Origin of the sequence: Enterobacter cloacae complex sp. ECL72 (assembly GCF_019056635.1) — a bacterium.
Classification (GTDB): domain Bacteria; phylum Pseudomonadota; class Gammaproteobacteria; order Enterobacterales; family Enterobacteriaceae; genus Enterobacter; species Enterobacter hormaechei_C.
Window position 1 is genome coordinate 2,478,051 of record NZ_CP077659.1, and the last position, 26,289, is coordinate 2,504,339.

A 26,289-nucleotide genomic window follows, 5' to 3' on the forward strand; every position below is an offset into this window, starting at 1 on the left:
GCCTTCCCACCATGATCGGGGAAGACCCATATATATACACTGTAAAGCAGAATCGAGATTATCGGCAAACCAGGAGTGTTTATTATGTGAGCAGACTCGCAACACTGCCAGTCTGCCCAAAAAGGTCAGAGTTTATGATGCAGATAATCGCCGAGGCGGGAGAAAAGGCCGCCCTTTTCAACGCTTTCCAGCGTAACCAATGGCCAGTGCGCTACCACCTTGTCACGATCGTACAGCTGGATCTCCCCTACCCGCTGATGCGCGGCGATCGGCGCTTCCAGCTCTTTTTTATCCATCACGTATTTCGCCTTGATGTTCGGCACTTCCGATTTGGGTAATGCCAGCCAGAAGTCCTGATCCGTGCCCAGCGCGATCTGCTCTTTATCGCCGTACCAGATGCGCTCGGTTCCCACTTTTTTACCGTTATGCAGGATCTGCACCGTATCAAAATTTTGCTGTCCCCAGTGCAGCAGCTTGCGCGCCTGATCTTCACGTCCTTTCGGGCTGTCTGCCCCCATCACCACCGCAATCAGTCGACGCTGACCGTCCACCGCGGAGGCAATCAGGTTAAAGCCCGCGCCCGAGGTGTGACCCGTTTTCAGGCCATCCACGTTCATGGTCTTATCCCACAGCAGGCCGTTGCGGTTCTGCTGGGTGATGCCGTTCCAGGTCAGGCTCTTTTCGCTGTACATGTGATAGAACTCAGGCTCGCCGTGAATGATGGCCCGGGAAAGCACGGCGAGATCGTAAGCGGAGCTGTGCTGACCCGGTGCATCCAGCCCGTGTACGGTTTCGAAGTGGGTATCGCGCAGGTTCAGCTTTTCAACGTAGTCATTCATCATCCTGACGAACTGCGGCTGACCGCCCGCCACGTGATCCGCCAGCGCCACGCAGGCGTCATTGCCGGAATCAACAATCAGGCCGCGGCTGAGATCGCGCACGGAAACCCGATCGCCCTCCTTCAGAAACATCAGCGACGAACCGTCAAAGACCGGATTGCCTTTTGCCCAGGCGTCACGTCCGACCGTCACAATGTCATCGGGGCTGATGCGGTGGCTATCAATAGCACGATCGACAACGTACCCCGTCATCAGTTTGGTCAGGCTCGCCGGATTACGCTGCTGATGTTCGTTGCCCGCCGTTAAGATTTGACCCGTGGTGTAATCCATCAATACCCAGGAGCCAGCCTGGATGGCAGGCGGCTGAGGTGAAAAATCCAGCGGCTCGGCAGCCAGCGCGGATGAAATACTCGAAGCGAGTAAAGAAACAGCAATAAACAGACGGCGTTTCAACGGTATATCCTCAGGTCAGTAAAAATCGATGACCTTTTTACGGGAGTTCTGATGTCGTTACCTGCCTTAATTGCAAAAAAATGTGACAGCACGCTGATTTTTTCGGAACAAATCTCGCAAATTTCTTGCCTGACGGTGCTTTTTATTCGGACTGCTCACCCCAATCGTTTACCATAGAGACGTCAATTTTTAACAGGATGAGATTACTGGTGTCTGACTCTGCCGCGCGCCCGACTTTTTTGTTCCACGATTACGAAACCTTTGGCACCCATCCGGCGCTGGACCGACCGGCGCAGTTTGCGGCTATCCGTACCGATGACGAATTTAACGTCATCGGCGAACCCGAGGTGTTTTACTGTAAGCCCGCCGATGACTATCTGCCGCAGCCGGGCGCGGTAATGGTGACGGGCATCACGCCTCAGGAAGCGCGGGATAAAGGCGTTAGCGAAGCAGAATTTGCCCGTCGCATCCACGACCTGTTCACGGTGCCCAATACCTGCGTGGTGGGTTACAACAACATCCGTTTTGACGATGAAGTGACGCGCAATATCTTCTATCGCAACTTCTACGATCCGTATGCCTGGAGCTGGCAGAACCGTAATTCACGCTGGGATTTGCTGGATATCATGCGCGCCTGCTATGCGCTGCGCCCGGAGGGGATTAACTGGCCGGAGAACGACGACGGCTTGCCGAGCTTCAGGCTCGAGCACCTGACGCGGGCCAACGGCATTGAGCACAGCAACGCCCACGACGCGATGGCAGACGTTTACGCGACCATCGCTATGGCGAAACTTGTAAAAACCGCGCAGCCGCGCCTGTTTGAGTATCTGTTGAGCCATCGCAGCAAGCAAAAGCTGATGACGCTAATTGACGTGCCGCAGATGAAACCGCTGGTGCATATTTCAGGGATGTTCGGTGCGTGGCGCGGGAATACAAGCTGGGTGGCGCCGCTTGCCTGGCATCCGGACAACCGTAACGCCGTCATCATGGTGGATCTCGCCGGAGATATCTCCCCGCTGCTTGAGCTCGACAGCGACACCTTACGTGAACGGCTCTATACGCCGAAAGAGGCGCTGGGTGCCCTGCCAGCCGTACCGGTAAAACTGGTGCACATCAATAAGTGCCCGGTGCTGGCGCAGGCCAACACGCTGCGCCCGGAAGACGCCGATCGGCTGGGGATTAACCGTCAGCACTGCCTCGATAACCTGAAAGTGCTGCGCGACAACCCGCATGTGCGCGAGAAAGTCGTCGCCATTTTTGCCGAATCAGAGCCGTTCGTGCCGTCTGTGAATGTGGATGCGCAGCTTTATAACGGCTTCTTCAGCGACGCCGATCGCGCGGCGATGAATATCGTGCTGCAAACCGACCCGCGTAACCTGCCCGCGCTGGATATCACCTTCGCAGATAAGCGCATTGAGAAGCTGATGTTTAATTATCGCGCGCGCAACTATCCCGGCACGCTGGATGAAGCAGAGCAGGAACGCTGGTTACAGCATCGGCGCAACGTGTTTACGCCGGAGTTTCTTAATAGCTACGCCCAGGAGCTGGAGATGCTTTACGGTCAGTATGAAGGGAATGCTGAGAAGCAGGCGCTGCTGAAAGCGCTGTTCCAGTATGCGCAAGAAATTGTCTGAGTAGCGGGTACAAAAAAGCCGGAGGCGATGTCTCCGGCTTTTTTTTGCCGGGTGGCGCTAACGCTTACCCGGCCTACGGTTTAGAAGTCCGTAGGTCGGGTGCGTAGCCGCCACCCGACACAGTCTTACGCGACGTCTTCCACCCGACACAGTCTTACGCGACGTCTTCGTACTGAGGAACCGGGTTGCGGAAGCTTCTGGTCACGCAAGCCAGGTAAATCAGACCGATCGCACCCCAGATCAGACCCAGAACCATTGAGCTCTCTTCCAGGTTAATCCACAGCGCACCCACCGTCAGGGCACCACACACTGGCAGCACCAGATAGTTGATGTGGTCCTTCAGCGTCTTGTTGCGCTTCTCACGGATCCAGAACTGCGAAATCACGGAGAGGTTAACGAAGGTGAACGCCACCAGCGCACCAAAGTTAATCAGCGCCGTGGCCGTTACCAGGTCGAATTTAATCGCCAGCAGGGCAATAGCGCCCACCAGCAGCACGTTCCACGCCGGGGTACGCCATTTAGGATGCACGTAACCGAAGAAGCGGGTTGGGAACACACCGTCACGGCCCATCACGTACATCAGACGAGAGACGCCCGCGTGCGCTGCCATACCGGAAGCCAGTACGGTGACGCTGGAGAAGATCAGCACGCCCCACTGGAAGGTTTTACCCGCCACGTACAGCATAATTTCAGGCTGTGATGCATCCGGATCTTTAAAGCGAGAGATATCCGGGAAGTACAGCTGTAAGAAGTAAGACGCACCGATGAAGATCAGGCCGCCAATCAGCGCGGTCAGGAAAATCGCTTTCGGGATCACGCGCTCAGCGTCTTTGGTCTCTTCAGACAGAGAAGAGATACCGTCGAAGCCCAGGAACGAGAAGCACAGGATAGTTGCACCGGTGATCATCGGCACTACGTGAGCGCCTTCAGACCAGAACGGACGGGTGCTGGTCAGCGTACCTGCGCCTTCCCCGTGGGAAACGCCGTAGATGATCAGCCCAACGATAACCGCAACAATCCCCATCTGAAGGATCACAATCAGGGTGTTGAAGTTAGCCACGGTCTTGATGCTGCGCAGGTTAGAGATGGTCATAAAGGCCACCAGCGCCACAACGAAGATCCACGACGGCACGGAAGGCACCAGCGCTTCGAAGTAAATTTTTGCCAGCAGAATGTTGATCATCGGCATGAACAGGTAGTCCAGCAGTGATGACCAGCCCACCATAAAGCCAACCGCCGGGCTAATGGACTTCTGAGCATAGGTGTACGCAGAGCCTGCGGACGGGAAACGGCGAACCAGTTTACCGTAGCTCAGCGCTGTAAAGAGGATGGCGACCAGCGCAAAGGCGTACGCCGTTGCAACGTGACCGTCAGTAAGGCCTGATACGATACCGAATGTATCGAACAGCGTCATCGGTTGCATATAGGCAAGGCCCATCATAACAACCGGAATCAACGTAAGCGTTTTACGTAATTCCACGCGAGAGGTGTTTGGAGTTGCGTTATGCGACATAGTTATTCTCCTTTACGGTGATAACCGCCACGTAAGCGAAAAATTGCCCCATTTCTTTCTTCCTCAGCGACAACAACTGTCGGATTTTAGTAAATATCTATCCGGTACGAAGCCCGGCCTCTTGGTTTTTAGTTTCGTTTCGTACATGCAAAAAAAAATAACCGACGCCTTTTATATCGTCGATTATTCATTTGTTTGCAGCGGCGGCATTTTGCCCTATTCCAGATACAAAAGGCAATACATTGAGAAACCTGCCCATAAATTAATTTTACTAACTGATTGATTTCCCATCATCTGCCTGAGCGTAAACTGTGGCGATAGCACTATTTGCTAAAATTTCGTCTCGCCACCAGGCGCTGGCAAGCCCGGCGGTCTGTTCATTCCAGCCTACCCATACCGATTCGTTACTGCTTTGCGCTAAAACTTGTTTTTCCACCAGCGCTCCGCTGTCAATAAACCGCTGCGCTAAATAACGGGGAAGGTAACCGCACCCCAGGCCGCTTATTTGCAGCTCCAGTTTGGTTTTAAAATCAAAAACGGTGATGGCCTCCTGCTCATCCAGCAGCTGCGATGAAATGCCGCATTCCGGGCGAGAACTGTCTCCAACCACAATGGCGCGATAGTTTTTAATGACGCGTCGGGTAACAGGCTCCGGTTCATTCGCCAGCGGGTGATGAGGCGCAACGGCAAAAACCTGCTCCAGAACGCCGAGCCGCGCAAAACCAAATTCGCTCAACTGGGGAGGCTCATGCAGCGCCCCAACGATGATATCCGCCCTGCCCTGCGTCAGGGCCTCCCAGGAACCGCCCAGCACGCCATTGATAAAAACCAGCCGGGTGACGCTGTGGCGCTGATAGAACGCCTCAATAAGCGGGGTAAGCAGGGAGAAAGGGAATGTATCATCAACCCCAATCACCAGCTCATTTTCCCAGCCCTGGTGAAGTTTGACGGCCTGTTTTTCCAGCTCGCGAACCGTATGCAGCACGTCACGCCCTTTTTCCAGCAGCATCTGCCCTGTACGGGTGAAACGCGCGCGATGCCCGGTGCGGTCAAGGATTTGGATATTAAGATCGCTCTCGAGCTTTTGCACGGTGTAGCTCAGAGCCGAAGGGGTTTTATAGAGCTTCGCCGAGGCGGCGGCAAAGCTCCCCTCTTTTTCCAGCGCATCCAGAATAACAAGAACATCCAGCAGCGGTTTCATCTTCGCCCCCTTGCGGTGTGCGATTGTCTCCGCCGGCGCAATTATTCCATGGGCATAACCAGCGGATCGGGATACTGATATTCAAATCCCAGTTCATGGCAAATACGATTACCATCAATAATTTTGCCTTTGCGTTCCCCCTGCGCCTCGCTGAATACCGGCGGCGCCAGACCCAGCTGGCGCGCCATCAGCGGATAAAAGGTACTGCGCGGCGGATGCGAAGGCGCACATATATTATAGATGTGCCCCCCTTTCGGAGCCTGCAAAAGCAGTTCTATTGCGCCGATAACATCCTCAAGATGCACAAGATTAACCCCGTGCTGGCCATCCGGCGCGGATTTACCGGCAAAGAAGCGCCCCGGATGACGCCCCGGCCCCACCAGCCCGGCCAGACGTAAGATATCCACCTGCGTGCCAGGCAGATTGTGCAGCCAGTCTTCCAGCTCTTTCAGTACCCGGCCGCTGGCGGTCACCGGACGGCGCTCGGTGTTTTCTTTCGCCGTACCGTCGATATCGCCATAGACGGAGGTGGAGCTGGTGAAAATGATACGCGGAATATGGTGCGCCAGGGCGCTGTCGACGATCTCCTGCACCGCCTGCAAGTAAAAAGACTCACCCGGGCCGCTGCGCCGCGCCGGTAAGGTAATGACCAGCGCGTCCACATTCATCAGTTCATCCAGCTCGTCGGTATCGCAGATAAGCTCGGGTTCGAGACGCAGCTCAACACCATCAATGCCGCACATGCGTGCCGCTTCAACCCCATCTCGGGTGGTCTTACTCCCTGTCACCTGCCAGCCTTTCGCGGCTAATGACATCGCCAGTGGCATTCCTAACCATCCTAACCCGACAATCGCGACCTTTTTCATTACATTCTCCGCTTAACGATGCCTGTTATAAGGCTACGCCAGCCTGGTGGAACGCACAATTCATACCATCAATATGAAATGAATTAATGATCAAAAAAAGCCCTTGCTTTATGGCGTACAACTGGTTTAGGTTAAAAGACATCAAATGCATAAGCATTCAACGAGAATTTATATGACACGCGTTCCTTTTAAAAACCACCATCATCACCATCATCCTGACTAGTCTTTCAGGCGATGTGTGCTGGAAGACGTTTGGATCTTCCAGTGGTGCATGAACGCATGAAAAAGCCCCCGGAAGATCTTCTTCCGGGGGCTTTTTTTTGGACCGCATTCAGACAGGTTAAAACAGGTTAACGAGGAACACAGAATGTTAGATAACTCACGTTTACGCATAGCTATTCAAAAATCAGGCCGTTTAAGCGACGATTCACGCGAACTGCTGGCCCGCTGCGGGATTAAAATCAACCTGCACACCCAGCGCCTGATCGCCCTGGCTGAAAATATGCCGATCGACATTCTGCGCGTACGTGATGACGATATCCCGGGCCTGGTGATGGATGGCGTCGTTGATCTCGGCATCATCGGCGAAAACGTACTGGAAGAAGAGTTATTAACCCGCCGCGCGCAGGGCGAAGATCCGCGCTACTTTACCCTGCGTCGTCTGGACTTTGGCGGTTGCCGCCTGTCGCTGGCTACGCCGGTCGATGAAGCCTGGGACGGCCCGGCCGCGCTGAACGGCAAACGTATCGCCACCTCTTACCCTCACCTGCTGAAACGTTACCTCGATCAAAAAGGCGTGCAGTTTAAATCCTGTCTGCTGAACGGCTCCGTTGAAGTGGCGCCGCGTGCGGGCCTGGCCGATGCCATCTGTGACCTCGTCTCCACCGGCGCCACGCTCGAAGCGAACGGCCTGCGCGAAGTGGAGGTGATCTACCGCTCCAAAGCGTGCCTTATCCAGCGCGACGGCGAGATGGCCGACGCCAAACAGCAGCTCATCGACAAGCTGCTGACCCGCATTCAGGGCGTGATTCAGGCGCGTGAATCCAAATACATCATGATGCATGCGCCGACCGAGCGCCTGGACGAAGTGATTGCCCTGCTGCCGGGCGCTGAGCGTCCAACCATTCTGCCGCTGGCGGGCGACCAGCAGCGCGTGGCGATGCACATGGTCAGCAGCGAAACCCTGTTCTGGGAAACCATGGAAAAACTGAAGGCGCTGGGCGCAAGCTCCATTCTGGTGCTGCCAATTGAGAAGATGATGGAGTAACGACCATGAGCTTTAACACAATCATCGACTGGAATACCTGTAGCGACGCGCAACAGCGCGAGCTGCTGATGCGCCCGGCAATTTCCGCCTCGGAGAGCATCACCCGCACTGTGGCGGAGATCCTCGATAACGTCAAAGCCCGCGGGGACGACGCGCTGCGCGAGTACAGCGCGAAGTTTGATAAAACTGAGGTCGACGCGTTACAGGTTACCGAGCAGGACATCATTGATGCCAGCAATCGTCTGGGTGATGACATCAAACAGGCGATGGCCGTCGCGGTGAAAAATATTGATACCTTCCACACCGCGCAGAAATTGCAGGCGGTGGATGTGGAAACCCTGCCCGGCGTACGCTGCCAGCAGGTGACACGCCCGGTGGCGTCCGTCGGCCTCTATATTCCCGGCGGCTCTGCCCCGCTGTTTTCGACCGTCCTGATGCTGGCCACCCCGGCACGTATTGCCGGTTGTCAGAAGGTGGTGCTCTGCTCTCCGCCACCAATCGCCGATGAGATCCTGTACGCGGCGAAGCTGTGCGGCGTGCAGGCGATCTATAAAGTGGGCGGTGCGCAGGCGATTTCTGCCCTGGCGTTCGGAACAGTATCCATTCCTAAGGTCGACAAAATCTTTGGCCCGGGCAATGCCTACGTGACCGAAGCGAAGCGTCAGGTCAGCCAGCGTCTGGACGGCGCGGCGATTGATATGCCTGCCGGTCCGTCTGAAGTGCTGGTGATTGCCGACAGCGGCGCTACACCGGATTTCGTGGCCTCTGACCTGCTCTCGCAGGCCGAGCACGGCCCTGACTCGCAGGTGATTTTACTGACGCCAGATGCCGACATGGCAAAACGCGTGGGCGACGCCGTTGAGCGTCAGCTGGCTGACCTGCCGCGTGCGGAAACGGCGCGTCAGGCGCTATCCGCCAGCCGCCTGATTGTGGCCCGCGATCTTGACCAGTGCATCGCCATCTCCAACCAGTACGGTCCTGAGCACCTGATTATTCAGACCCGCAACGCGCGCGATCTGGTCGACAGCATAACCAGCGCAGGCTCAGTGTTCCTCGGGGACTGGTCACCGGAATCCGCCGGGGATTACGCCTCCGGCACCAACCACGTGCTGCCGACGTATGGTTATACCTCAACCTGCTCCAGCCTGGGGCTGGCGGATTTCCAGAAGCGCATGACCGTGCAGGAACTCTCCCGCGAGGGATTTGCCTCGCTGGCGTCGACCATTGAAACCCTGGCCGCCGCCGAGCGCCTGACTGCCCACAAAAATGCCGTGACGCTGCGCGTTGCCGCCCTGAAGGAGCAAGCATGAACATCGAAGAATTAGCCCGCGAAAATGTCCGTCGCCTGACGCCCTATCAGTCTGCGCGTCGTCTGGGCGGGAACGGCGACGTCTGGCTGAATGCCAATGAATATCCCACGGCGGTGGCCTTTGAGCTTTCGCAGCAGACGCTGAACCGCTACCCGGAGTGTCAGCCGAAAGCGGTGATCGAGAACTATGCGCAGTATGCAGGCGTGAAGCCTGAGCAGGTGCTGGTCAGCCGTGGGGCTGATGAAGGGATTGAGCTGCTGATCCGCGCCTTCTGTGAGCCGGGTAAAGACGCGGTGATGTACTGCCAGCCCACGTACGGGATGTACAGCGTCAGCGCCGAAACCTTTGGCGTAGCCTGCCGCAACGTGCAGGCGCTCGACAACTGGCAGCTGGATTTGCAGGGCATCGCCGATAACCTCGACGGCGTGAAGGTGGTGTTTGTCTGTAGCCCGAACAACCCCACCGGGCAGATTATTCATCCGCAGGATATCCGCACCCTGCTGGAGATGACGCGCGGCAAGGCGCTGGTCGTCGCTGATGAAGCCTATATTGAGTTCTGCCCGCAGGCGACGCTGGCAGGCTGGCTTGAGGAGTATCCGCATCTCGTTGTGCTGCGTACCCTTTCCAAAGCCTTCGCCCTCGCCGGCCTTCGCTGTGGATTTACGCTGGCGAATAAAGCGGTTATCGACCTGCTGCTGAAAGTGATCGCCCCGTATCCGCTCTCAACGCCGGTTGCCGATATTGCGGCACAGGCGCTGGCCCCGCAGGGCATCAGCGCGATGCGCGAGCGTGTGGCGCAGATCCTGGAAGAGCGTCAGTATCTTGTCGATGCCCTTAAAACGATTCCGTGCGTGGAGCAGGTGTTCGACTCGGAAACCAATTACATCCTGGTGCGCTTCACCGCCTCAAGCGCGATATTTAAATCGTTGTGGGATCAGGGCATTATCTTACGAGACCAGAATAAACAACCTACCCTGAGCGGCTGCCTGCGTATTACCGTCGGCACCCGTGCAGAGAGCCAGCGCGTGATTGACGCCCTGAAAGCGGAGAAAGTATGAGTCAGAAGTATCTCTTTATCGATCGTGACGGCACCATCATCTCGGAGCCACCCAGCGATTTTCAGGTCGATCGTTTCGACAAACTGGCGTTTGAACCCGACGTGATCCCGGTGCTGCTGAAGCTTCAGAAAGCAGGCTATAAGCTGGTGATGATCACCAACCAGGACGGTCTGGGCACCGACAGCTTCCCGCAGGTAGACTTTGACGGCCCGCACAACCTGATGATGCAGGTGCTGACCTCGCAGGGCATCGCCTTCGACGAAGTGCTGATCTGCCCGCATATGCCTGCCGACGAGTGCGACTGCCGCAAGCCAAAAGTGAAGCTTGTTGAGCGTTATCTGGCGGAAGAGGCGCTGGATAAAGGCAACAGCTATGTGATCGGCGATCGCGTCACGGATATCACGCTGGCGGACAACATGGGCATTGCGGGCCTGCGCTATAACCGCGACACGCTAAACTGGGCGATGATTGGCGAGCAGCTCACCCGACGCGACCGCTATTCCCACGTTGAACGCAACACCAAAGAGACGCAGATCGACGTGAAGGTCTGGCTGGACCGCGAAGGCGGCAGCAAGATCCACACCGGCGTCGGTTTCTTTGACCACATGCTGGATCAAATCGCCACTCACGGCGGCTTCCGCATGGAGATCACCGTTAAGGGCGACCTGTATATCGACGATCACCACACCGTGGAAGATACCGGCCTGGCGCTGGGCGAAGCCCTGAAGCTGGCGCTCGGCGACAAGCGCGGCATCAACCGCTTCGGCTTTGTTCTGCCGATGGACGAGTGCCTGGCGCGCTGCGCGATGGATATCTCCGGGCGTCCGCACCTGGAATATAAAGCCGACTTTACCTACCAGCGCGTGGGCGATCTCAGCACCGAGATGGTGGAGCACTTCTTCCGCTCGCTTTCTTACACTATGGGCCTGACGCTGCACCTGAAAACCAAAGGCAAAAACGATCACCACCGCGTCGAGAGCCTGTTCAAAGCCTTTGGCCGTACCCTGCGCCAGGCGATCCGCGTGGAAGGTGACGCCCTGCCCTCGTCGAAAGGAGTGCTGTAATGAACGTGGTGATTCTGGACACCGGATGCGCCAACCTGAACTCCGTACAGTCGGCGATTATGCGCCACGGCTACGAGCCGGTGGTGAGCCGCGACCCGGACGTGGTGCTACGCGCGGATAAACTCTTTCTGCCGGGCGTTGGCACCGCCCAGGCGGCGATGGATCAGATCCATGAGCGCGAGCTGGTGGAGCTCATCAAAGCCTGTACTCAACCGGTGCTGGGCATTTGCCTCGGCATGCAGCTGCTTGGCCGCCGCAGCGAAGAGAGCAACGGCGTTGATCTGCTGGGCATTATAGAAGAAGACGTGCCGAAAATGACCGACCACGGCCTACCGCTGCCGCACATGGGCTGGAACCGCGTTTATCCGAAGGCGGGCAACAGGCTGTTCCAGGGTATCGAAGACGGCGCGTACTTCTATTTCGTTCACAGCTACGCCATGCCCGTGAATACCTATACCATCGCCCAGTGCAATTACGGCGAGGCGTTCACCGCCGCCGTGCAGAAAGATAACTTTTACGGCGTGCAGTTTCACCCGGAACGCTCCGGCGCAGCCGGTGCGCAACTGCTGAAAAATTTCCTGGAGATGTGATGATAATTCCCGCTTTAGATTTAATTGACGGCACGGTTGTTCGTCTCCACCAGGGCGATTACGGGCAGCAGCGCGACTACGGCAACGATCCGCTGCCGCGGTTACAGGCTTACGCCGCCGAGGGCGCTGAGGTTTTGCACCTGGTCGATCTGACCGGCGCGAAAGATCCGTCGAAGCGCCAGATCCCGCTGCTTAAAACACTGGTGGCTGGCGTGGACGTCCCCGTGCAGGTTGGCGGCGGCGTGCGTACGGAAGCCGATGTTGCCGCCTTACTGGACGCGAGCGTGGCGCGCGTGGTGGTCGGTTCGACCGCTGTGAAAGATCCTGAGACGGTCAAGGGCTGGTTCCGCCGCTTCGGTGCGGATGCGCTGGTGCTGGCGCTGGATGTGCGCATTGACGCGCAGGGTAAAAAGCAGGTCGCGGTCAGCGGCTGGCAGGAAAACTCCGGCGTAACGCTGGAAGAGCTGGTCGGGATGTATCTTCCGGTAGGGCTGAAGCACGTCCTGTGCACGGATATTTCACGCGATGGTACGCTCGCAGGCTCGAACGTCTCGCTGTATGAAGAGGTTTGCGCGCGTTATCCGCAGGTGGCGTTTCAGTCCTCTGGCGGTATCGGCGACCTGGCGGATATCACCGCTCTGCGCGGAACCGGTGTACGCGGCGTGATTGTGGGTCGCGCGCTGCTGGAAGGCAAATTTACGGTGAAGGAGGCGATTCAATGCTGGCAAAACGGATAATTCCCTGCCTGGACGTGCGTGATGGTCAGGTTGTAAAAGGCGTGCAGTTCCGCAACCACGAGATCATTGGCGACATCGTTCCGCTGGCAAAACGCTATGCCGAAGAAGGCGCAGACGAACTGGTATTTTACGATATCACCGCCTCCAGCGATGGCCGCGTGGTGGATAAAAGCTGGGTGGCGCGCGTGGCAGAGGTGATTGATATTCCCTTCTGCGTGGCGGGCGGGATTAAATCTGCTGACGATGCGGCGAAAATTCTCTCTTTCGGTGCGGACAAAATTTCGATTAACTCCCCTGCGCTTGCAGATCCGGAGCTGATTACGCGTCTGGCGGACCGGTTTGGCGTGCAGTGCATTGTCGTGGGGATCGACACCTGGTTTGATTCCGCGACAGGCAAATATCACGTTAACCAGTACACCGGCGATGAAAGCCGCACGCGCGTCACCCAATGGGAGACGCTGGACTGGGTGCAGGAAGTACAAAAACGCGGTGCGGGTGAAATTGTGCTGAACATGATGAACCAGGACGGCGTACGCAACGGTTACGACCTCGAGCAGCTGAAAAAAGTGCGCGCGGTGTGCCAGGTTCCGCTGATTGCCTCCGGCGGCGCAGGCACCATGGAACACTTCCTTGAAGCCTTCCGCGATGCGAACGTAGACGGCGCGCTGGCCGCTTCCGTGTTCCACAAACAGATTATCAATATTGGTGAGTTAAAAACGTACCTGGCCGACCAGGGCGTGGAGATCAGGGTATGTTAACAGAGCAACAACAAGCGCAGCTGGACTGGGAAAAAACTGACGGATTACTGCCGGTGGTTGTACAGCATGCCGTTTCAGGCGAAGTGCTGATGCTGGGATACATGAACCAGGAGGCACTGGCAAAAACGATCGACAGCGGCAAGGTGACGTTTTTCTCGCGCACCAAACAGCGCCTGTGGACGAAAGGGGAAACCTCGGGTCACTTCCTGAATGTGGTCAGCATTACGCCAGACTGCGACAACGACACCCTGCTGGTGCTGGTAAACCCGATTGGGCCGACCTGCCACAAAGGTACCAGCAGCTGCTTTGGCGAGGCGAGCCACCAGTGGCTGTTCCTCTATCAGCTGGAACAGCTGCTGGCAGAGCGTAAATCAGCGGATCCTGAGAGCTCGTACACGGCGAAGCTGTACGCCAGCGGCACCAAACGGATTGCGCAGAAAGTGGGTGAAGAAGGTGTTGAAACGGCGCTGGCGGCCACCGTGCATGACCGGGAGGAGCTGACGAATGAAGCGTCGGATTTGATGTATCACCTGCTGGTGCTGCTTCAGGATCAGGAGCTGGATTTAACGACGGTGATTGAGAATTTGCGGAAACGACATAAATAAAAAAAGACCGGGGAGACCCGGTCTTTTTTTGTGTGTAAATCAGGCTCTTGGTTTGTAGTTTCTCAGCGCGTTACGGCCGAGGACGACAGCAGAACCGATGATCCCGCCGAGGAGAACGGCAAGGATGAGGATGATGGCCTTTTTAGGGCTGTCACGCTTGATTGGCAGATCTGGTTTCATTACGTAACGATAGACATGTAACGTGTCTGGGTTAACGTTGAGGTTTTCAATGTCCAGTAAGTTCTTTTTGGTCTGATAGTAAGAGCCAGGGAAGACCAGCGGACGGGACGCCTCGTTATCAACCATTGATTTGAGCGCTACGGTGCCCAGCAGGAACATGGTTTCCTGAGTAACATCCTGCGTTTGCTGGAGCTGCGGTGTGCTAATTTTCGCCGCCTCCGCGTTCTTAAGCGCCTCAGAAATTTGCTTGATACGCAGATCTTTTTGCTCCTGTGCCACTTTCTCCTGGTTCAGAAGAGAGTCGTTCAGGGTTGTGATCTGTTGCTTGAGGTTGTCTCTGAGGTCAAGCGTAAGTTCTTTTGCTGTCTGTTCGTCAACCTGCTGGATGTACTGAGCAAGTTGTTTTTGAGCCGCTTCAGCCGATTCGCCCTGATAGGTCACCGTTAAGGGTAATCCCTGTCCTTTAACAGTCGGTTCGATTGTCAGTTTTTCTGGATCTTCCTGATTATCAAGCGCCTGGGCTAATGCAGAGAACGAGGAGTTGAAACGACCTATTGCACGATTCTGAATATCAAGCATCGACGGTGCAGCACCGCCATAAAGAATATTCAACGCATTGGAATAGGTAGCTATTTGTGCGGCATCAGGTTGAGCAATGATAGCAGATGACGTCCATTTCTCTTTGGCTACAGTAATATAAATAACGGCGAGAACAATGAAAGCAGCAACAAATGCCCCAATTACCCACTTACTACGCCACAGCTGTAGCACTAAATCCAGTAAATCAATTTGCTCCGGGTCATTGTTGCGTGTGACCAGGTTGTTGTTGTTTTGCGTCATACAATCCCTAACAGATAAAAAAGGGCAAACATAATCTTATCTCCTTAGTGTATCCGTTGCTGGCGATTTTTCTATAAGAATCCGATGAGTTATATCGGAAAGATGGGTTATGTTTGTCGAGCCCAACGCGTTATCATAGATGGACTTTGATGCCCACTGGCATCAGCAAGAATACAGATTATATGAGGGAAGCTATGAAATTTCTGGTAACGGGCGCGGCGGGCTTTATCGGTTCTCATGTCAGCAAGCGCCTGCTTGATGCAGGGCATGAAGTTGTTGGGCTTGATAATCTGAATGATTACTATGACCCTAACCTCAAACTCGCTCGCCTCGAACTGCTCAAATCCGAGAGTTTCACCTTCCACAAGCTGGACTTAGCGGACCGCGAGGGCATGGCTGCGCTCTTCGCCAATGAGAAATTTGACCGCGTAATCCATCTTGCCGCACAGGCGGGCGTGCGTTACTCGCTGGAAAACCCGCATGCCTACGCTGATGCGAACCTGGTAGGTCACCTGAACGTGCTGGAAGGCTGTCGCCACAATAAGGTTCAGCATCTTCTGTATGCGTCATCCAGCTCTGTGTACGGCCTCAACCGTAAGATGCCGTTTTCTACTGACGACTCCGTAGATCATCCGGTATCGCTGTATGCCGCAACCAAAAAAGCCAATGAGCTGATGTCGCATACCTATTCGCATCTGTATAACCTGCCGACCACTGGCCTGCGCTTCTTTACCGTCTATGGCCCGTGGGGGCGCCCGGACATGGCGCTGTTCAAATTCACCAAAGCCATGATTGAAGGCAACAGCATCGACGTATACAACTACGGCAAGATGAAGCGCGACTTCACCTATATCGATGATATTGCGGAGGCGATTATTCGCCTACAGGACGTCATTCCTCAGGCCGATGCCGACTGGACGGTCGAAACCGGTTCGCCAGCAACCAGTTCTGCCCCGTATCGCGTGTATAACATCGGTAACAGTTCACCTGTCGAACTGATGGATTACATCACCGCGCTTGAAGAGGCGCTGGGCAAAGAAGCGGTGAAAAATATGATGCCGATCCAGCCGGGGGACGTGCTGGAGACCAGTGCGGACACCAAAGCGCTGTATGACGTTATTGGGTTTAAACCACAAACCTCAGTCAAAGAAGGCGTGAAAAACTTCGTCGACTGGTACCGCAACTTCTATAACGTTTAAAAACAAAAAACCCGGCAGATTGCCGGGTTTTTTTATATCACGATTTTAATCAGTCGCTGCCGAACAAATCGCGGGTATAGACTTTATCTTTCACGTCCGCCAGCTCTTCCGCCATACGGTTGGAGATAATTACATCCGCTTCTTTCTTGAATGCATCCAGATCGCGAATGACGCGAGAGTGGAAGAACTCGTCTTCCTGCATGGCCGGTTCATAAATAATGACCTGCACGCCCTTCGCCTTAATACGCTTCATGATCCCCTGAATGGAAGAAGCGCGGAAGTTATCGGAACCGCTCTTCATGATCAGGCGATACACGCCCACCACTTTCGGCTGACGCGCGAGAATGGAATCCGAGATGAAGTCTTTACGCGTGCGGTTGGCATCCACAATGGCGGAAATCAGGTTGTTCGGCACCGCCTGATAGTTAGCCAGCAGCTGCTTGGTATCTTTTGGCAGACAGTAACCACCGTAACCGAAGGACGGGTTGTTGTAATGGTTACCGATACGCGGGTCAAGACACACGCCCTCGATGATCTGACGGGTGTTCAGACCTAAGCTCTCGGCATAGCTGTCAAGTTCGTTGAAGTAAGCCACACGCATCGCCAGATAGGTATTGGCGAAAAGCTTAATGGCCTCTGCCTCGGTTGAATCGGTGAACAGGACCGGAATATCTTTTTTGATTGCACCTTCCTGAAGCAACGCAGCAAAACGCTCCGCACGCTCGGAACGCTCGCCAATCACGATACGGGATGGGTGCAGGTTATCGTATAACGCCCTGCCCTCGCGGAGAAATTCCGGCGAGAAGAAGACATTATCAATACACAACTCTTCTTTAATCGATTTGGTGAAACCCACTGGAATTGTCGACTTGATGATCATCACTGCGTTCGGGTTGATTGCCGTAACGTCTTTAATCACCGCTTCAACGGTTGAGGTATTGAAGTAGTTAGTTTTAGGATCGTAGTCGGTTGGGGTGGCGATGATGACGAAATCCGCATCGCGGTAAGCATCTTCTTTGTCCGTGGTAGCGCGGAAGTTCAGCGGTTTGGTCGCGAGGTATTCTTCAATCTCTTTATCGACGATCGGGGACTTCTTCTGGTTAAGCATGTCCACTTTTGCCTGCACGATATCCAGCGCAACCACTTCATGGTTTTGTGCAATCAGAATACCGTTTGAGAGACCAACATAGCCTGTTCCGGAGATGGTTATTTTCATTTGTTTGACTTCTACACGTTTGAGTTTTTGATGACCATAACACAGTCACCACAATGATTAACTAAGCGTTTTTTATCGCTAACCTTCATTCGCTGTCAAGGTTTCAGGTTTTTTGAAAAATGTTTTGCTCAACAAAAAGACCTGTCGTTACACTAAGTAAAGTACCTGTTTTACAGCGACAATAAGACGTTAAGAGGCACTCGGCAGTAAGCAGAGGAAAACTGCTTACTGCGTCAAATCAGACTAATCCCTTGGTCAGATTCAGCAGATACTGACCATACCCGGTCTTTTTCAATGGTTCAGCGAGTACCCGAAGTTGTTCGGCATCAATAAAACCTCGTCGGAACGCAATCTCTTCAGGACATGAAACTTTTAGCCCCTGTCGCTCTTCAATTGTGGCGATAAAATTGCTTGCCTCGATCATACTCTGATGCGTTCCGGTATCCAGCCAGGCATAACCGCGTCTCATCATCGCGACAGACAATCGTCCCTGCTGCATATAGATGCGGTTGATGTCGGTAATTTCGAGTTCACCTCGCTCGGACGGCGTTAAGCTTTTGGCCATCTCAATCACATCGTTGTCGTAAAAATAAAGACCGGTTATTGCGTAATTACTCTTGGGTTGCTGCGGCTTCTCCTCAAGGCCAATTGCAGTACCGTCTTTATCAAACTCAACGACGCCATAGCGTTCCGGGTCGCTGACATGATAGGCGAATACGGTCGCACCCTCTTGCTGGCTTGCTGCGCCTTCAAGCAGTCTGGGGAGATCGTGTCCGTAGAAAATATTATCGCCTAATACCAGCGCACAATTATCCTCACCGATAAACTCTTCACCCAGAATAAAAGCTTGTGCCAGTCCATCAGGACTTGGTTGCACTTTGTACTGGATATGCAATCCCCACTGGCTACCGTTCCCGAGCAGTTGTTCAAAACGCGGAGTGTCCTGAGGCGTGCTGATAATCAGAATATCCCGTATACCTGCCAGCATAAGCGTAGAGAGCGGATAATAGATCATTGGCTTATCGTAAATTGGCAACAATTGCTTGCTTACGGCCATAGTCACGGGATAAAGACGTGTACCCGATCCGCCAGCTAATATAATCCCTTTACGTTTCGTCATTTACTTACGCTCCCCATAATTTTGCTCAATCCAGCTCTTATAGGCGCCGCTTTTTACATTCGATACCCACTCCTGGTTATTCAAATACCATTCAACCGTTTTACGGATGCCACTTTCAAAGGTTTCCACAGGAGTCCATCCAAGCTCGTCGCTAATTTTATGAGCATCAATTGCATAACGTCTGTCGTGACCTGGTCGGTCCGCGACATAAGTAATTTGTGCGCGATAGGATGTTTCTTTCGGTACCATTTCATCGAGCAGATCACAAATGGTCTGAACAACTTCAATATTTTTCTTCTCGTTATGACCGCCAATATTATAGGTTTCTCCCGGCTTACCCGTGGTCAGAACCGTATACAGTGCACGAGCATGATCTTCAACGTATAACCAGTCACGGATCTGATCGCCCTTTCCATAAATCGGCAATGGTTTATTATCCAGCGCATTGAGGATAACAAGTGGGATCAGCTTTTCAGGAAAGTGGTATGGGCCATAATTATTCGAACAATTTGTCACAATCCCAGGTAAACCATAGGTGCGTATCCAGGCACGAACTAAATGGTCGCTGGACGCTTTTGACGCTGAGTAAGGGCTACTTGGCTGGTACGCTGTTTTCTCGGTAAACAGCGGTAACAGGGTGGAGTCAGAATGTTCATCGGGATGAGGCAGATCGCCGTAAACCTCATCAGTTGAAATGTGATGGAAACGGAAAGTAGATTTTGCTGCCTCATCCAGTGAAGACCAGTAAGCACGGCTTGTTTCTAACAGGATATACGTGCCAACAATATTGGTTTCAATAAACGCAGCGGGACCGGTAATAGAACGGTCGACATGGCTCTCGGCAGCCAGGTGCATTATCGCATCAGGCTGATGGGTAGCAAAAATACGCGCCATTGCCTCTTTATCACATATATCGGCATGCTCAAAAACATAGCGTTCGCTATCGCTTACTTCACGCAAGGATTCCAGATTACCGGCATAGGTCAATTTATCAACGTTAACAACGCTATCCCGAGTATTGCTAATAATATGTCGGATAACCGCGGAACCGATAAAACCGGCACCGCCAGTAACTAGAATTTTCACGCAATCTATTCCATTAAACAGTAGGTGGATCGGGCAAGATAAAAAAGCCCGGTATCTCTACCGGGCTTGATGGCATGACTAACCGTATATTAATCCAGCCATTCGGTGTGGAACACACCTTCTTTATCCGTACGCTTATAGGTATGCGCACCGAAGTAGTCACGCTGTGCCTGAATCAGGTTCGCTGGGAGAACGGCAGCACGATAGCTGTCATAGTATGCCACCGCAGCGGAGAAGGTCGGAACCGGGATACCGTTCTGCACCGCGTACGCAACAACATCACGCAGCGCCTGCTGATATTCGTCAGCAATCTGCTTGAAGTAAGGCGCCAGCAGAAGGTTCGCGATACCTGCATTTTCAGCATAAGCATCGGTGATTTTTTGCAGGAACTGAGCGCGAATGATACAACCGGCACGGAAGATCTTCGCAATCTCACCGTAGTTCAGATCCCAGTTATTCTCGTCAGATGCCGCGCGCAGCTGAGAGAAGCCCTGCGCGTAAGAGACGATTTTACCCAGATACAGCGCGCGACGAACTTTTTCTACGAACTCCGCTTTATTACCAGCGAGTTTAGCCTGCGGGCCAGACAGCACTTTAGACGCTGCAACGCGCTGTTCTTTCAGAGAAGAGATATAACGTGCAAATACGGATTCGGTGATCAGGGACAACGGCTCACCCAGATCCAGAGAGCTCTGGCTGGTCCATTTACCGGTACCTTTGTTAGCGGCTTCATCCAGAATCACATCAACCAGGTATTTACCCTCTTCATCTTTCTTGGTGAAGATATCTTTGGTGATGTCGATAAGGTAGCTGTTCAGCTCGCCTTTGTTCCACTCGGTGAAGGTCTCTGCGAGCTCCTCGTTGGAGAGGTTCAGACCGCCTTTCAGCAGAGAGTAGGCTTCAGCAATCAGCTGCATATCGCCGTATTCAATGCCGTTGTGAACCATTTTCACGTAATGACCAGCGCCATCAGGACCGATATAGGTCACGCATGGCTCGCCGTCTTCAGCTACGGCTGCGATTTTAGTCAGAATAGGCGCAACCAGTTCGTACGCTTCTTTCTGACCGCCAGGCATGATGGATGGACCTTTCAGAGCGCCCTCTTCACCGCCGGATACGCCGGTACCAATGAAGTTGAAACCTTCAGCAGACAGTTCACGGTTACGACGAATGGTGTCCTGGAAGAAGGTGTTGCCGCCATCGATAATGATGTCGCCTTTATCCAGATATGGTTTCAGTGAATCGATAGCTGCATCGGTACCTGCGCCCGCTTTCACCATTAACAGGATACGACGAGGTGTTTCCAGAGACTCAACGAACTCTTTAACCGTATAGAAAGGAACCAGTTTTTTGCCTGGATTCTCAGCGATGACTTCTTCGGTCTTATCACGGGAGCGGTTGAAAACGGAGACGGTATAACCACGGCTTTCGATGTTGAGCGCCAGGTTGCGCCCCATCACTGCCATACCGACAACGCCGATCTGTTGCTTGGACATTACATACTCCTGTCAGGTGTGGTCGCCGCGACTAAAGCGCGGCTTCAAATGTGTATCTGATGTTAACTCAGGATCGGATGATAAGAATAGCTTTTGCTGACCTATGTCACATCGATTGCATAATCCTGGTACATTTAAACCGCCAAAGAATGCAGGCTTTGACAATTACTTTCTTAGCAACGCAAGAATTTCCTCTGTTTTTTCTTCCATGAGTGGCACATCAGCCCGGGACTCCACGTTCAGGCGCACCACCGGCTCGGTGTTGGAGGAGCGCAGGTTGAAGCGCCACTGTGGGAACGCCATGCTGATACCGTCGGTACGGTCAATCTCCAGCGCATGAATGGCAAAGTGCTGTTCCACGCGGGCAATGGCCTCAGCGGGCTGTGCCAGTTTGCTGTTGATCTCGCCGCTCGCCGGGAACGCCGCCATGCGGTCACGCACCAGTTCACCCAGGCTCTGCCCTTTCAGGCACAGCAGCTCAGTCACCAGCAGCCACGGGATCATCCCGCTGTCGCAGTAGGCAAAATCACGGAAATAGTGGTGGGCGCTCATCTCGCCGCCGTAGATGGCGTCTTCCTCACGCATACGCTCTTTGATAAACGCGTGGCCGGTTTTGGACATCACCGGCTCGCCGCCCGCGGCCTTCACCACGTCGACGGTGTTCCGGAAAGACGCGGATCGTGAATGATTTTCGCCCCGGGTTTTCTCGAGGAACGCTTCCGCCAGCAGGCCAACGATGTAGTAGCCTTCGATAAACTGCCCTTTCTCATCGAACAGGAAGCAGCGGTCGAAATCGCCGTCAAAGGCGATACCCATATCGGCGCCGTGCTCAATCACCGCGTTGCGGGTGTCGTCGCGGCACTCCGGCAGCAGCGGGTTAGGAATACCGTTCGGGAAGTTGCCGTCTGGCGTGTTGTGCACTTTGACGAAGGTCACCGGCACGTTCAGCGCCTTAAAGCGGGCTTCAAGTGCATCGACAACCGGGCCTGCCGCGCCGTTGCCGGAGTTAATCACCAGCTTCAGCGGTTTGAGGTTCGCCACGTTGATGTAGCCCAGCAGGTGGTCGATGTACTCTTTTTGCAGGTTAATCTGCTTATAGCTGCCGCGTGTGGCTTCATTCACCGGCGGGAAGTCGTTGGCCTCGGCCAGACGCTGCACGTCACGCAGGCCGGTGTCGCCGCTGATAGGACGCGCGCCCTTGCGTACCAGCTTCATGCCGTTGTAGTCCATCGGGTTATGGCTGGCCGTCACTTCGATACCGCCGTCCACGCCCAGGTGGAAGGTGGCAAAATAGATCTCTTCGGTACCGGAAAGGCCAATGTCCAGCACATCGACGCCCGCGTCCTGTAGCCCTTTCGCCAGCGCCAGCTTCAGGGATTTGCTGGTCAGACGCACGTCGCCGCCCAGCACGATAGTTTGTGGTTTCAGGTATTCGCCGTACGCGCGGCCGATGCGCCACGCAATGTCTTCGTTCAGCTCTTCGCCCAGCTTGCCGCGAATATCGTAGGCTTTAAAACAGGTTAATTTTTCCATGATGACCCCTTTTTCAGGCAACAGTTGGCCCTGACCATGTAATGGCCAAATTTATTTTTGTCATTCGTAGGCCCGGAAAGCGCAGCGCCACCGGGCATGATGCGGAGTGCTACACGCGCCCGTAGCGATCCTGGAAGCGGATGATGTCGTCCTCTTCCAGATAGGAGCCGGAACGCACCTCAATTAAGTCGAGCGGAATTTTCCCCGGGTTTTCCAGACAGTGCGTGGCCCCCAGCGGAATATAAATGGACTCGTTTTCACCGAGCAGCTTCACTTTACCGTCGATGGTCACTTTGGCGGTCCCCGCCACCACCACCCAGTGTTCGGCGCGGTGATGGTGCATCTGCACCGACAGCCCTTCTCCCGGCTTCACGGTGATGCGTTTCACCTGGTAACGCTCACCGGCGTCGATGGAGTCATATTTGCCCCACGGGCGATATATAGTATGATGACAACGATATTCTTGTCTATTGGAACTATTAAGTCGTTCAACGATATTTTTTACATCTTGGCATTCAGATTTTTGAGCTATGAGTATTGCATCTTTTGTTTGAACAACAATAAGGTCTTGTATTCCAACTGTAGCTACTAAAGCTGACTCTGAATATATGTAGTTATTTATGGAATTGTGTGCTATAACATCACCATGTATGACATTATAATCCTCATTTTTTATATCTATCTCCCATAGTGATGACCATGAACCAACATCACTCCAACCAGCATCTAGAGAAATAACTACGCCCTTATCTGTCTTCTCCATAACTGCATAATCAATCGACTCAGATTTACATAAAGAGAAAATTTCACGATCGACTCTCGTAAAATCTAAATCGTTTTTTGCGGATGCAATCGAGGCACTACAGATATCATATATTTCGGGGTGATATTTTTTTAATTCTTGAAGATAAGAAGAAGCGCGGAATAAAAACATTCCACTATTCCACAAAAAACCCTTGCTTTTAACATAATTACGTGCAGTCTGGAGATCAGGTTTTTCTTTGAAAGAAATAATTCCGTAGGCATCTTCAGCCAAAAATTCACCAGTTTGGATATATCCATATCCAGTTTCAGGATGGGTTGGCACCACGCCAAATGTAACAATCTTGCCTTGTTTAGCTAAAGGCAAGGCATGCTCAATAGCAATTTTAAATTTATCAACATCCTTAATAACATGATCCGCGGCCAAAATAAGCAGCAGTGGATCATCGCCGTGACTTTCTTTTATTTTTTTAGAAAAAAAAGCAGCAAGAGCAACTGCTGGAGCTGTATTTTTACCTATGGGTTCAAGAATAATACCATTGACATCAACTTTAGCGTCTCGCAGTTGCTCAGCAACAATAAATCTATGCTCTTCATTACAAATAACAACTGGTGCGGCATGTTTAATTTCTTTCAAACGGGAAAGGGTGTTTTGAAGTAAACTATTTTCATCCAATAAAGATAAAAATTGTTTAGGATATTGACTCCTCGAAAGGGGCCATAAGCGCGACCCTGTACCTCCAGCGATAACGATTGGTAGTATCATTTTATTTGACCAATAAGTTTATAAAATTATCAGCAATTGCAGACCATGAAAAGTTTTTTATTGCATAGCTTGTTTTGCATCCATCTTTTATCTCAGTATTCTTGATTTCCTTCATCGCGTTGAGAATACTTTCATGATCGAGGGGATCAAAATAATATGCATGTTCTTTAGCAATTTCATGGAAAACATCTATATCACTACAAATAACATGGCAATCAAAATACATAGCTTCAATTAATGGCATACCGAAGCCTTCATATAGAGATGGGTTAACAAAACAGTAAGTTCGTTCGTAAAGAATGTTTAATTCGCTCTCAGATATTTTTTCAATAATAGTTACAAACTCACCAATCTGATATTTTGAGATCAAGGCCTCAATGTGTTTTCGATAACCCAGGTCACGACCTATGAGAAATAATGTAGCATGCTGTTCATATTTTTTTACATAGTTAGAAAAAGCTATAATTAAGTTATCATGATTTTTCCGCTTTTCAAATGTGGCTATATATAAAAAATCAATATCTTTTTTAACTTTTTTGCGCTTTACAGGATCAATTCCATTGTATGATACAGCAATTTTATATGGGTTAACATTGCAATATTTAATTAACTGATTTTTGGTGAAAGAACTTACAGTAAGAATATTTGGCACTATTCTCCATTGTATTTTTTGAAACAAACTTGAGATTTTTTTTACTGCCGCGCGATTAAAATCGGTGAAATTTCTAATATCATGGACAAGTTGATAGTAATAATTACGTTTCGAAAAAACTAACGGGACTGGCATAAAATCATTAATAATCACTCCTTCATGCTTATAAAAAATATAAGTCAATTTTATACAATAGACAAGCCGACGGATGACAGAAGGCATTGAATCATAGCGAGGGAGGGTAATAATATTTTCAGCCCAGTCAGGAGTTTCACCTTCTCTGACCAAAACAGTAAGATTTATATTTTCCCTTGATTGTAAGTTCTTCCCAAAAAAATCGAATCGCTTATTAGCACCAGTTACTCGATTTTTCTCATAATACAGTGAGCTAAGAATTATGTTCACAACACTCCTCATTCAAAGTGTAAGTATAGATTTCTAATTAGATGCTGTTTTGAGGTATTCTTCAATTATAATATTCTCATCAAATTTTGCCTTGGCTAGTTCTCTGGCACCTATTTTCATTTTTACGAAGCTATCGTAATCTAATTGTAATACTTTATAAAAAGCTTCCAATAAGCTTTCTAAAGATTTTGGCTTGCACAAAAAACCTGTTACACCATCAATAACAGCATCGCGACAACCAATATTATCTGTCGTAATAATAATTTTACCTGAAGCAGCAGCTTCGAGTAGAGATTTTGGAACACCCTCGCGATAAAATGATGGCAAAACTACGCAATCATAATCAATAAGGACTTCTGCCACATTATCAGAATGACCTAAATAATTAAGAGTCCCCAAATCTTCCCAATTTTTTATTTCCTTTTCATGAATAGCAAACGGATTGTTAGAAATTATTGGACCTAAAAGAGAAAACTCAACATGAGGATATTTCTCTTTTATAATTTTCGCAGCCTCAGCATATAACCTGATACCTTTTTGTTCGATCAATCTAGCCACAAGCAAAAATTTAATATGATCTTCTTTATTTATTTTAGTAGGTTTAAAAAAATCTAAATTAACACCAGAACCTAAAATTCTTTTACTTTTACTCTCGCAAACGATTTTTTCTTTGACAAAGTAGTTATGGTCCTCATTATTTTGGAAAAAAACAAAATCTGCTCTTTTCTGTGAAAGCTTATATAAGTAAGTTAAAAAAATTTTTTTCATACCTTCATTAATAAATGCCGTGCCTAACCCAGCAATATTATTAATTACCTTTACTCGGGGAAAAAAGTATGAGACAAGAGAACTATATATATTAATCTTTGGCGTAAAGTTATAAATAATATCAGGCTTTATCTTGATGTATAAAGATAGTAAATGCACTAAAGTGACACTATCATGGACTGGATTAAGTGAATTACTACGTATATATAAATGATTAATTTTACAGCCTAATTCTTTTAATAGATAGGAATATTTATCAGTAGGCGCTATAATAACAACCTCATATTCTTTTTCAATAAATCTTTTTATAGTACCTTTTCTAAAGTTATATAGATACCATGCTGTATTTGAAGAAAAAACAACTTTCATAA

General features: G+C 51.6%; 25 protein-coding genes and 1 other annotated feature. Of the genes, 11 read left to right on the plus strand and 14 right to left on the minus strand.

All coding sequences use genetic code 11. The annotated features are described in order from the left end of the window. Positions 1–125: 125 nt before the first annotated feature. A complete protein-coding gene (gene dacD / locus KTH07_RS12075) occupies positions 126–1,298 on the minus strand; it encodes a serine-type D-Ala-D-Ala carboxypeptidase DacD (protein ID WP_047740833.1) in 1,173 nt (390 codons plus the stop codon). 191 nt (positions 1,299–1,489) lie between these two features. Here dacD and sbcB point away from each other — a divergent pair, with 191 nt between their 5' ends. Further along, on the plus strand, positions 1,490–2,926 hold the full coding sequence (gene sbcB, locus KTH07_RS12080) for an exodeoxyribonuclease I (protein WP_369797329.1): 1,437 nt from the start codon (positions 1,490–1,492) through the stop codon (positions 2,924–2,926). A gap of 154 nt (positions 2,927–3,080) precedes the next feature. Here sbcB and KTH07_RS12085 read toward each other — a convergent pair whose 3' ends face one another. The 4 genes from KTH07_RS12085 to KTH07_RS12100 all read right to left on the minus strand — a co-directional run bounded on the left by KTH07_RS12085 (position 3,081) and on the right by KTH07_RS12100 (position 6,506). Next, a complete protein-coding gene (locus tag KTH07_RS12085; protein WP_006811203.1) occupies positions 3,081–4,439 on the minus strand; it encodes an APC family permease in 1,359 nt (452 codons plus the stop codon). Further along, a complete protein-coding gene (yoeI, locus tag KTH07_RS12090; RefSeq protein WP_099458931.1) occupies positions 4,429–4,491 on the minus strand; it encodes a membrane protein YoeI in 63 nt (20 codons plus the stop codon). Before yoeI ends, KTH07_RS12085 begins: the two co-directional genes overlap by 11 nt. Before the next feature lie 219 nt (positions 4,492–4,710). Next, positions 4,711–5,640, minus strand: a complete 930-nt coding sequence (locus tag KTH07_RS12095; RefSeq protein WP_015572401.1) for a LysR substrate-binding domain-containing protein — start codon at positions 5,638–5,640, stop codon at positions 4,711–4,713. A gap of 41 nt (positions 5,641–5,681) precedes the next feature. Continuing rightward, on the minus strand, positions 5,682–6,506 hold the full coding sequence (locus tag KTH07_RS12100; RefSeq protein WP_017383300.1) for an SDR family oxidoreductase: 825 nt from the start codon (positions 6,504–6,506) through the stop codon (positions 5,682–5,684). A 172-nt stretch (positions 6,507–6,678) separates the two neighbouring features. Here KTH07_RS12100 and hisL point away from each other — a divergent pair, with 172 nt between their 5' ends. From hisL to hisIE, 9 genes are all read left to right on the plus strand, one after another. Next, a complete protein-coding gene (hisL, locus tag KTH07_RS12105; RefSeq protein WP_099516347.1) occupies positions 6,679–6,729 on the plus strand; it encodes a his operon leader peptide in 51 nt (16 codons plus the stop codon). Further along, positions 6,705–6,828, plus strand: a sequence feature (His leader region). (Overlaps the previous gene by 25 nt.) Before the next feature lie 45 nt (positions 6,829–6,873). Then, positions 6,874–7,773 carry an ATP phosphoribosyltransferase gene (hisG, locus tag KTH07_RS12110; protein ID WP_000886595.1) on the plus strand — a complete coding sequence of 300 codons (900 nt, stop codon included), beginning with the start codon at positions 6,874–6,876 and terminating at the stop codon, positions 7,771–7,773. 5 nt (positions 7,774–7,778) lie between these two features. Further along, the gene (hisD, locus tag KTH07_RS12115) at positions 7,779–9,083 is read left to right on the plus strand and encodes a histidinol dehydrogenase (protein WP_032619365.1); all 1,305 of its coding nucleotides are present in this window, start codon (positions 7,779–7,781) and stop codon (positions 9,081–9,083) included. After that, positions 9,080–10,141, plus strand: coding sequence for a histidinol-phosphate transaminase (hisC, locus tag KTH07_RS12120; RefSeq protein WP_017693107.1), 1,062 nt, complete (start codon positions 9,080–9,082; stop codon positions 10,139–10,141). Before hisD ends, hisC begins: the two co-directional genes overlap by 4 nt. Further along, positions 10,138–11,205 (plus strand): bifunctional histidinol-phosphatase/imidazoleglycerol-phosphate dehydratase HisB, encoded by a 1,068-nt coding sequence (gene hisB / locus KTH07_RS12125; protein ID WP_015572397.1) that lies wholly within the window; start codon positions 10,138–10,140, stop codon positions 11,203–11,205. Before hisC ends, hisB begins: the two co-directional genes overlap by 4 nt. Further along, positions 11,205–11,795, plus strand: coding sequence for an imidazole glycerol phosphate synthase subunit HisH (hisH, locus tag KTH07_RS12130; RefSeq protein WP_023300527.1), 591 nt, complete (start codon positions 11,205–11,207; stop codon positions 11,793–11,795). Before hisB ends, hisH begins: the two co-directional genes overlap by 1 nt. Continuing rightward, on the plus strand, positions 11,795–12,532 hold the full coding sequence (hisA, locus tag KTH07_RS12135; protein ID WP_032619362.1) for a 1-(5-phosphoribosyl)-5-[(5-phosphoribosylamino)methylideneamino]imidazole-4-carboxamide isomerase: 738 nt from the start codon (positions 11,795–11,797) through the stop codon (positions 12,530–12,532). Before hisH ends, hisA begins: the two co-directional genes overlap by 1 nt. Further along, positions 12,514–13,290 (plus strand): imidazole glycerol phosphate synthase subunit HisF, encoded by a 777-nt coding sequence (hisF, locus tag KTH07_RS12140; protein ID WP_032619361.1) that lies wholly within the window; start codon positions 12,514–12,516, stop codon positions 13,288–13,290. Before hisA ends, hisF begins: the two co-directional genes overlap by 19 nt. After that, entirely contained in the window at positions 13,284–13,895 is a 612-nt protein-coding gene (hisIE, locus tag KTH07_RS12145; RefSeq protein ID WP_017693103.1) for a bifunctional phosphoribosyl-AMP cyclohydrolase/phosphoribosyl-ATP diphosphatase HisIE, read from the plus strand. The genes hisF and hisIE overlap by 7 nt, the downstream gene beginning before the upstream one ends. 39 nt (positions 13,896–13,934) lie before the next feature. Here hisIE and wzzB read toward each other — a convergent pair whose 3' ends face one another. Further along, positions 13,935–14,915: an LPS O-antigen chain length determinant protein WzzB gene (gene wzzB / locus KTH07_RS12150; protein WP_063161944.1), complete on the minus strand. Its 981-nt coding sequence runs from the start codon at positions 14,913–14,915 to the stop codon at positions 13,935–13,937. 194 nt (positions 14,916–15,109) lie between these two features. Here wzzB and KTH07_RS12155 point away from each other — a divergent pair, with 194 nt between their 5' ends. Further along, positions 15,110–16,114: an NAD-dependent epimerase gene (locus KTH07_RS12155; RefSeq protein WP_032619359.1), complete on the plus strand. Its 1,005-nt coding sequence runs from the start codon at positions 15,110–15,112 to the stop codon at positions 16,112–16,114. A 49-nt stretch (positions 16,115–16,163) separates the two neighbouring features. Here the strand turns inward: KTH07_RS12155 and ugd are convergent, their stop codons facing one another. The 8 genes from ugd to KTH07_RS12195 form a co-directional block, all read right to left on the minus strand. Next, on the minus strand, positions 16,164–17,330 hold the full coding sequence (gene ugd, locus KTH07_RS12160) for a UDP-glucose 6-dehydrogenase (protein WP_032619358.1): 1,167 nt from the start codon (positions 17,328–17,330) through the stop codon (positions 16,164–16,166). A gap of 238 nt (positions 17,331–17,568) precedes the next feature. Beyond that, positions 17,569–18,450, minus strand: a complete 882-nt coding sequence (gene rfbA, locus KTH07_RS12165; RefSeq protein ID WP_017693099.1) for a glucose-1-phosphate thymidylyltransferase RfbA — start codon at positions 18,448–18,450, stop codon at positions 17,569–17,571. Next, positions 18,451–19,536: a dTDP-glucose 4,6-dehydratase gene (gene rfbB / locus KTH07_RS12170; protein ID WP_032619357.1), complete on the minus strand. Its 1,086-nt coding sequence runs from the start codon at positions 19,534–19,536 to the stop codon at positions 18,451–18,453. A gap of 89 nt (positions 19,537–19,625) precedes the next feature. Then, positions 19,626–21,032 (minus strand): NADP-dependent phosphogluconate dehydrogenase, encoded by a 1,407-nt coding sequence (gene gndA / locus KTH07_RS12175; RefSeq protein ID WP_032619355.1) that lies wholly within the window; start codon positions 21,030–21,032, stop codon positions 19,626–19,628. Between the two features lie 165 nt (positions 21,033–21,197). Beyond that, positions 21,198–22,565, minus strand: a complete 1,368-nt coding sequence (cpsG, locus tag KTH07_RS12180) for a colanic acid biosynthesis phosphomannomutase CpsG (protein ID WP_254360258.1) — start codon at positions 22,563–22,565, stop codon at positions 21,198–21,200. A 109-nt stretch (positions 22,566–22,674) separates the two neighbouring features. Further along, entirely contained in the window at positions 22,675–24,093 is a 1,419-nt protein-coding gene (locus KTH07_RS12185; RefSeq protein WP_075606785.1) for a mannose-1-phosphate guanylyltransferase/mannose-6-phosphate isomerase, read from the minus strand. Between the two features lies 1 nt (position 24,094). Then, complete coding sequence (locus KTH07_RS12190; RefSeq protein ID WP_032619352.1) at positions 24,095–25,150, minus strand: glycosyltransferase family 1 protein; 1,056 nt, start codon at positions 25,148–25,150, stop codon at positions 24,095–24,097. Between the two features lie 33 nt (positions 25,151–25,183). Continuing rightward, a complete protein-coding gene (locus tag KTH07_RS12195) occupies positions 25,184–26,287 on the minus strand; it encodes a glycosyltransferase family 4 protein (RefSeq protein WP_032619351.1) in 1,104 nt (367 codons plus the stop codon). Positions 26,288–26,289 lie beyond the last annotated feature (2 nt).

Excerpts from the sequence above, each read along its gene's own strand:
- sbcB (WP_369797329.1), top strand. The coding sequence starts at position 1,490 with ATGAGATTACTGGTGTCTGACTCTGCCGCGCGCCCGACTTTTTTGTTC.
- KTH07_RS12085 (WP_006811203.1), bottom strand. The coding sequence starts at position 4,439 with ATGTCGCATAACGCAACTCCAAACACCTCTCGCGTGGAATTACGTAAA.
- KTH07_RS12095 (WP_015572401.1), bottom strand. The coding sequence starts at position 5,640 with ATGAAACCGCTGCTGGATGTTCTTGTTATTCTGGATGCGCTGGAAAAA.
- KTH07_RS12100 (WP_017383300.1), bottom strand. The coding sequence starts at position 6,506 with ATGAAAAAGGTCGCGATTGTCGGGTTAGGATGGTTAGGAATGCCACTG.
- hisG (WP_000886595.1), top strand. The coding sequence starts at position 6,874 with ATGTTAGATAACTCACGTTTACGCATAGCTATTCAAAAATCAGGCCGT.
- hisD (WP_032619365.1), top strand. The coding sequence starts at position 7,779 with ATGAGCTTTAACACAATCATCGACTGGAATACCTGTAGCGACGCGCAA.
- hisC (WP_017693107.1), top strand. The coding sequence starts at position 9,080 with ATGAACATCGAAGAATTAGCCCGCGAAAATGTCCGTCGCCTGACGCCC.
- hisB (WP_015572397.1), top strand. The coding sequence starts at position 10,138 with ATGAGTCAGAAGTATCTCTTTATCGATCGTGACGGCACCATCATCTCG.
- hisH (WP_023300527.1), top strand. The coding sequence starts at position 11,205 with ATGAACGTGGTGATTCTGGACACCGGATGCGCCAACCTGAACTCCGTA.
- hisA (WP_032619362.1), top strand. The coding sequence starts at position 11,795 with ATGATAATTCCCGCTTTAGATTTAATTGACGGCACGGTTGTTCGTCTC.
- hisF (WP_032619361.1), top strand. The coding sequence starts at position 12,514 with ATGCTGGCAAAACGGATAATTCCCTGCCTGGACGTGCGTGATGGTCAG.
- hisIE (WP_017693103.1), top strand. The coding sequence starts at position 13,284 with ATGTTAACAGAGCAACAACAAGCGCAGCTGGACTGGGAAAAAACTGAC.
- wzzB (WP_063161944.1), bottom strand. The coding sequence starts at position 14,915 with ATGACGCAAAACAACAACAACCTGGTCACACGCAACAATGACCCGGAG.
- KTH07_RS12155 (WP_032619359.1), top strand. The coding sequence starts at position 15,110 with ATGAAATTTCTGGTAACGGGCGCGGCGGGCTTTATCGGTTCTCATGTC.
- ugd (WP_032619358.1), bottom strand. The coding sequence starts at position 17,330 with ATGAAAATAACCATCTCCGGAACAGGCTATGTTGGTCTCTCAAACGGT.
- rfbA (WP_017693099.1), bottom strand. The coding sequence starts at position 18,450 with ATGACGAAACGTAAAGGGATTATATTAGCTGGCGGATCGGGTACACGT.
- gndA (WP_032619355.1), bottom strand. The coding sequence starts at position 21,032 with ATGTCCAAGCAACAGATCGGCGTTGTCGGTATGGCAGTGATGGGGCGC.
- cpsG (WP_254360258.1), bottom strand. The coding sequence starts at position 22,565 with ATGGAAAAATTAACCTGTTTTAAAGCCTACGATATTCGCGGCAAGCTG.
- KTH07_RS12185 (WP_075606785.1), bottom strand. The coding sequence starts at position 24,093 with ATGATACTACCAATCGTTATCGCTGGAGGTACAGGGTCGCGCTTATGG.
- KTH07_RS12195 (WP_032619351.1), bottom strand. The coding sequence starts at position 26,287 with ATGAAAGTTGTTTTTTCTTCAAATACAGCATGGTATCTATATAACTTT.